Source organism: Flavimaricola marinus, from assembly GCF_900184895.1.
Lineage (GTDB): Bacteria > Pseudomonadota > Alphaproteobacteria > Rhodobacterales > Rhodobacteraceae > Flavimaricola > Flavimaricola marinus.
Genome location: NZ_FXZK01000032.1, coordinates 1 through 6,147, shown reverse-complemented (window position 1 = coordinate 6,147; position 6,147 = coordinate 1). Strand labels below are relative to the sequence as shown.

Here is a 6,147-nt window from a genome sequence, read left to right as displayed (position 1 = left end):
TGGTTCAGAGAGGCGTTGAAAGGCAAAGGGATAGGCACCTGTATTCCCATCGAAAACGGCGCAAGACAACCGTCAGATATGACAAGCGTTGGTTCGAACGCCGCAACCGAATCGAGATCATGTGCGGAAGCCCGAAGGGCTGGCGGCGCATGGCGACCCGATACAACAGGTGACCAAAGGTCTTCTTCTTCGCCATCGCCCTCGCAGCAACGGTCATATACTGACTATGTGTCCTCACTCTATTACACGATTGGTCTTTTGTTTATCTGGACCACGGCCTCAAGCGTTGGCGGAAGGTGGCGCACAGCCCTGTGTGGTCGTATTGTGTTGTAGTGTTTCCTCCATTCCTTGATCATGATTTGTGCTTCGCGCAGGCTGCTGAGGATTTCAGCGTTCAGGAACTCGTCTCTGAGCCGGGCATTGAAGCTTTCGCAATAACCGTTTTCCCAAGTGCTGCCCGATTCGATGTAAGCAGTCTTTGCGCCAACTGCCTTTATCCAATCTTGTAGAGCTCGCGCGATGAACTCCGGGTAATTGTCAGACCCAATGAACGACGGGGTGCCGCGCAACATGAGCAGATCACTCAAGGCGTCGTGACATTGCCTGATTTGAGCTTGCGATAAACACTAATGGCCAGGCATTCTCGACTGTGCTCGTCAATGATGTTCAATGTCCGGAACGCCTTGCCGTCATCGGTCCGGCATTGCAAGAAGTCATATGTCCAAACACAGTTGCGATACTCGGTCCGAAGCCTGATGAAGAGATCAATCGTTCCGCCAACGCGGCCCCTACTTTGGTTAATTCATAGCCACTTCCGGCCCCCCCCCCCTCCCCCCCCGCAGTCTTTCGACCAACTTGTCGACGACATGCTAGCACGCATCTCTCAGGAGCGCCGCGATTCGACGATGACTGTGTCGACCATATTGCCGGGTCAGCTCAATCATGTCAGCAATCTGCCGCTCTTCATCTGTACGACCAACCGCCACCTTGCGCTTTACGGGTAGGTGTTGTCTCAAAGCACGGCAAGCGCGACGATCTGAGATATTCAGTTAACTGCGAGCACGATTAATTCGGGCACGGCGACGAGCAGGGCTTAGAAGTTTCCCTTTGCGGCCTCGGCCAAAATTAACTTGTCCAAGGTCATATCGGACATAGCCCTGCTCAATCGTTCGTTTTCTTGCTGCAGCCGCTTTAGTTCCTTCAATTGATCTGTGCCTATTCCGCCGTACTTTTTCTTCCAGCGACAACACGTTTGTTCAGTTGCGCTGATCTGTCGGATCGCATTCAGACGCGGCATCCCTTGCCCGGTCAAAACCTCAAGCTGCAATAACTTCGTGACAATCTCTTCTGGGTCCGGTCGCTTGTTTGCCAAGTGTTTCCTTCGTTCTCCCAAACATAGCGAAAGTCCACTTCAGGGGGCGAAGATCAAGCGGTTCTATAGCTTTCAGGTGACCCAAATCCTAATCGCGCAGCGGCCTATTCACTGTAACAAGGTCAGGCCGCACGGCAAGATGGGCTAGCGTTCACCCGAACTGAAGGGCACGGCTCCATTGAACCAGATGTCCACGATGCTTGAACCATCAAACCGGATCACCCGATCAAGCCTGCCAGTTTTGAAAGAAGGGCCTTGGGGCGCAGGTCACAGCCGTCGTCGGATCGGGTGAAACCTCAGAAAATGACGTCGCTTGAGATGTCACTCCAAGACCCGACACCCGACAATAATAGGCTATTGCCCGATCCAAAATCAAGAAAGAGTCCGTCCACCGTTTCCTCTACAAGGCCGGCAAGCTGATCGAAACTACCCGGAACTAAGCCCAATGCTACCGCATCAATCATCAGGGTATCCAGTCCCTCCTGATGGGACTGGATCACATCATTGCCGGCGTCAAAAACGAACGTATCTACGCCCCTACTTCCCACAAGAAGGTCGTCGCCCTGGCCACCCGAAACCAAATTGGCGTCGACTAACTCGTACAGCTCTTCCCACCAGTCTCCGATATCGCTCGGCGCTTTCTCGGCCTCCGAAATATCCTGAAAGCTGCTGCCAATGTCCTTCTCGCCTGCGTAAATGATGTCATTTCCTGCGCCGCCGTAGATCGTGTCAGATCCGCTCCCGCCAGACAGAATATCGTCGCCGTTCTGGCCGCTGAGCGTGTCCGAGCCCGCACCGCCAGAGATCACGTCACCGCCGTCGGCGCCATAAATCCGATCGCTGCCCTGGCCTCCGTACAGATTATCCGACCCAGCGTTTCCATAGATTATGTCGTTTCCCGCATCCCCAAGGATGGTGTCTTCTCCGCCCCAGCCGCTCAGATGATCGTCGCCGGCATTGCCAGAAATGAAGTCGCGGTCGGCGGATCCCTCTATCACATCTGACGCCTCGGAACCCTCAATACCGTCATTCTGCGCCACGATCTTGACCACTTCCCAAGATTGGTCAAAAGTGATCGAAACAGTGCTGTCCTCAAGTATTTGATAGGTTTCTTCCACCACTGCCAAACCATAAGAGGTGCCATCTTCAGTCCCCAGGTTTTCGACTGTGGCAAAAGTGAAATACCCAAACTCCGACAGGTCCACCTCAAGGTTTAGCGTTAACCCATCAAGTTCACCAACTGAATAGAATATTACAGTCACTGTCTCCGACGTATAGATAAACTCCAGATAATCGGCCGGATCGTCCTTGTCCAAAACCTGATCGACGTCGCTTTCAATATGGGTCAGGCCAATGACATCGTCAGTTAGCATCGCGATGATCGCGGCGCCAGGTGTCACGCCCTCTTGATCGCTAAACGTCAGAACCGTGGTGGGCGAGTTCTCCGGCCAAAAGCGCTCCGATCCATTGACCCCCCACGCTGCAGCAAGATCGACACCCATTTCCAAAAAATGAGTGTATAAAAGTAAAGTGTTGCTGGCCGCAGCTAAACCAGCGGGAGCATTTCCTGAATTGCTGCTATCGGTCGTCCATGCAGATACGTAGTAGTCGACATCTGATGAATTGCCTCCATTTTCATCTATTTCATCCCGCCAATACTGCAAGATGTCATCTCTTTGATATAGTGTGGAATTTTCATCATCTAGCACGTCGGCATCAACGCCCAGAAAGTGATGCCGCAGCAAGTCGATATCTGTGATGCTGTCTCCGAGAATATGGGCCATCATCTCTTCTATCAAAAGTATGCGTTCGCCATAGGAATATGCAGCGTCTGGATCGAAATCGAAACCAGTGAGCTGCGGTATCAACGCATTTCCGTCATCGTCGAAGTATTGGTCGAAGTAGCTTTGATCATATAATGATTGAAACTGAACGCTGCCCACGTTCATCTGAAACGCGATTTCATATTCGATATCGGTGTTGCCAAGCACTTCTTCGATTGTCTCGATATAGACCTGAGCCAAAATAGCATACTCAATCGGCGAACCGTATGTCTCATTGCCAATCTCAAGGATCAAGGGCACAGGATACTCGCCATTATTGTACTCGCCAGTTACCAATCTTTCCAGAAACACCCGCAGGTCTTGCTCGGCCAAAGCGACCATCTCGACCATTTCTGTCTCACTGGTCAGGTCAACGCCCGAAAAATAACGCGTTGTGGGCAGGATTATCGCAAGCGATGTGCCATCTGTCACGCAATACGCCATTGCTTCGCTTAGTGACGCATAGTCGTTTGTGCCACCGTCAAGCTCATCATTGGTAAGCAATTCTGGATTGAACAACTCGGGAAAAGTCAAGTCATAGGCCAGATGTGATCTGTCACCTGTCATGTCATCAAATATGATCGTGCCAGACGAAAACCCAACCTCGCCATTGATGACAATCCCGTCCTCTGCGAACGTCCCGCCGGGATACCGCACAAACGAGAGCCCCAGATCATCATAATCCTGGGAGAAGTCGGCAAAGTCACTTTGATTGATCAGTATGCCACCAAACATCTCTTCGGTCATTATGCCATATGCATCGCCGTCGTTCATTGGTGTTACATCAATTGTTAGATTAGGCATCTACTCACCCGCTTGCTTTGGGTTGAGCATGAGAATGCAACGGGCTACTGGTGTGGAGGAAAATGGACACCGAGGAGGCTAAAGCCCTTAATCTATTTTAATTCCAGAATATGTGAGGCAATTGCTGTCCTGATCCCTTGGGATTATAAGTTGAGCTTCACTACAGGAAGCGCTGCAAATATCGGGGATATGTAACCTCTTTGGCGAACTAAGAGATTTGGAAAATCATTGTGAAAGAATAAAAGCCCCTGAGTTTGCGTCAGTCGTTTGGCCGTTTACGGTTGTAGTTGCGATCACAATGCCAAGGATTTTCTCGCCATCGTCATAGAAATCGCCGAAGAGCTGGCCTGTGACCGTCATTGGCGCCTCATCTGACGCTTGCAACGAGCCGGAAATGTCGGAGGAAAACGCGAATTCTCGATCCACATTGGCTGTTCGATCGATGTTGCCCTGCTCCAACGACAACTGGCCCTGATATTGCTGGTCTGTGTCGCTCAGGAAATTATCGACTGACCCACTGATGCTGTCTGTTGAAAAGTTCACTCCGAGGCTGGCTTGTCCGATAATCTGTGTCGTTTCACTGTCGATGCTGGTTATGACGCTCAGCACACCCCGGTAGCTGGCAGAGCCGGACGTGCTCAACCCTTGCGAGGACATGATACCGTCTGGCGCAACGCTATCCACAAGTCGGTCACCAAGAGTGTTATAGTCTGCGAACGTTATGCTGGCGCCGGTCTGTGGCTCGAACACGCGATCGAGCTCATCGGAAATTGGAGTTTCCTCTAACTCTACGTTGATTGGCGCAATTTCACTTCCGCCCGAACATGCCGTTAGGCCAGTCATTGCAGCTATCGCCAGAGGTTTGCTGAATACCATGCGTTTGCCCGTCTCAATCCAGAACATTGTTGTAAACAAGAAGTCTGAACACTTACCCTCGCGCAGCGCGGTAGAGAAAATTTTTTGAATATTTGTCCACTCGTCTATGGCTCGCTCGGAAGCAATAATTACGGTTTTCCCAACCCACCTTCAGGCTAATGCTCGGCAAAAACCACTAGTTTCATATCAAACAGCACCACGCCTTCCAGAACGGCAATGGGCTGGCTATTGGCCAACACGATTGTTGCAGAATCGGTCGTTTGGGTGGTGATAGTCGGGGGAGGCTCCGTAGATGAATGCCGGATGACAATATAGTCCGTCTCGTCGTCATAATCGTCGATGCACACGGGCCCTACATGGGAATCGCCGATAGTTGTGACGAAGACGTCGCTGCCAGCACCGCCGTTCATCCTGTCCATTCCATTGCCGATCAACGTATCGTTGCCATTTCCGCCTCTCAGATAGTCGGTCTCATTCTCGGTTTCGCCGGAGAGACCATCGAGCAGGTCGCTGCCGTCTCCACCTTGAAGTAAATCTTCACCTTCCCCGCCAACAATTACGTCGTCTATATCCGTGCCAAGCAGCGCGTCATCATCTGACGAACCCTTAATTAGGTTTCTGTTTGCGACAGTCGTGTTGTCGACAACGATTTCTTGTTCATCAAGCCATGTTCCTTCTGCGGCCTCGAAGAGTGCGTCCAGAAAATTGGGTTCATCGGTCTCTGTAGCGTTTACATCTTCGACATCGTCGTCGCTGTTTCCAGCCGACTCTCCCTGTACGTTGGGAGCCAGGACCAGCCCCAGAAACGTCAAGCCAAGGAGCATAAAGGTGCTGATCATGGAGTTACCTGCAATTGCCGTCTTGGTGAAATACTGATACATGTTGTACCGCAATTCCTTTTGGTTTTGTTGGTGTTTCCAAGTTCGTAGTTAACTGACCATTACAATTCGAGTTCATCAAATGAGCCGAGCTACGACAAACGCGCTAGTCGCACACAGATGAGATTTGATTTCCAGTGGTTTGTCATAAAGTGCTTTAGGGCTCAGGCTCATTGATCTTCAAAGCCAGAACATGACGGTTTCCGCGAGTGCGACGGCGGACAGGAAGGTCTTGGCGCATCTGTCATAGCAGGTTGCGACTCTGCGCCAGTCTTTTAGGCGACCGAACATGATCTCGATGCGGTTGCGGTGGCGATAGCGCCGTTTTGTCGTAGCGAACAGCTTTGCGGCGTGACTTCCAACCGGGGATGCAGGGGCGTATCCCCTTGTCTTT

At 51.4% G+C, this 6,147-nt stretch carries 3 protein-coding genes and 3 pseudogenes; 1 reads left to right on the top strand and 5 read right to left on the bottom strand.

What is annotated here, in order from left to right; translation table 11 throughout:
• Positions 1-173, top strand: a pseudogene (locus LOM8899_RS22715) (IS5/IS1182 family transposase); the annotation flags it as partial.
• Positions 174-242: 69 nt separating this feature from the next.
• Here the strand turns inward: LOM8899_RS22715 and LOM8899_RS22710 are convergent.
• From LOM8899_RS22710 to LOM8899_RS22690, 5 genes and pseudogenes are all read right to left on the bottom strand, one after another.
• A pseudogene (locus tag LOM8899_RS22710) lies at positions 243-1,372 on the bottom strand (IS3 family transposase).
• Positions 1,373-1,668: 296 nt separating this feature from the next.
• Positions 1,669-3,999 carry a calcium-binding protein gene (locus LOM8899_RS22705; RefSeq protein ID WP_093994503.1) on the bottom strand — a complete coding sequence of 777 codons (2,331 nt, stop codon included), beginning with the start codon at positions 3,997-3,999 and terminating at the stop codon, positions 1,669-1,671.
• Positions 4,000-4,224: 225 nt separating this feature from the next.
• The gene (locus tag LOM8899_RS22700) at positions 4,225-4,875 is read right to left on the bottom strand and encodes a hypothetical protein (protein ID WP_133065104.1); all 651 of its coding nucleotides are present in this window, start codon (positions 4,873-4,875) and stop codon (positions 4,225-4,227) included.
• 155 nt (positions 4,876-5,030) lie between these two features.
• A complete protein-coding gene (locus tag LOM8899_RS22695; RefSeq protein ID WP_133065103.1) occupies positions 5,031-5,756 on the bottom strand; it encodes a calcium-binding protein in 726 nt (241 codons plus the stop codon).
• A 177-nt stretch (positions 5,757-5,933) separates the two neighbouring features.
• Positions 5,934-6,147 (bottom strand): annotated as a pseudogene (locus tag LOM8899_RS22690) (transposase); the annotation flags it as partial.

Coding starts and splice junctions, on each gene's coding strand:
- LOM8899_RS22695 (WP_133065103.1), bottom strand. CDS start 5,756: ATGTATCAGTATTTCACCAAGACGGCAATTGCAGGTAACTCCATGATC.
- LOM8899_RS22705 (WP_093994503.1), bottom strand. CDS start 3,999: ATGCCTAATCTAACAATTGATGTAACACCAATGAACGACGGCGATGCA.
- LOM8899_RS22700 (WP_133065104.1), bottom strand. CDS start 4,875: ATGGTATTCAGCAAACCTCTGGCGATAGCTGCAATGACTGGCCTAACG.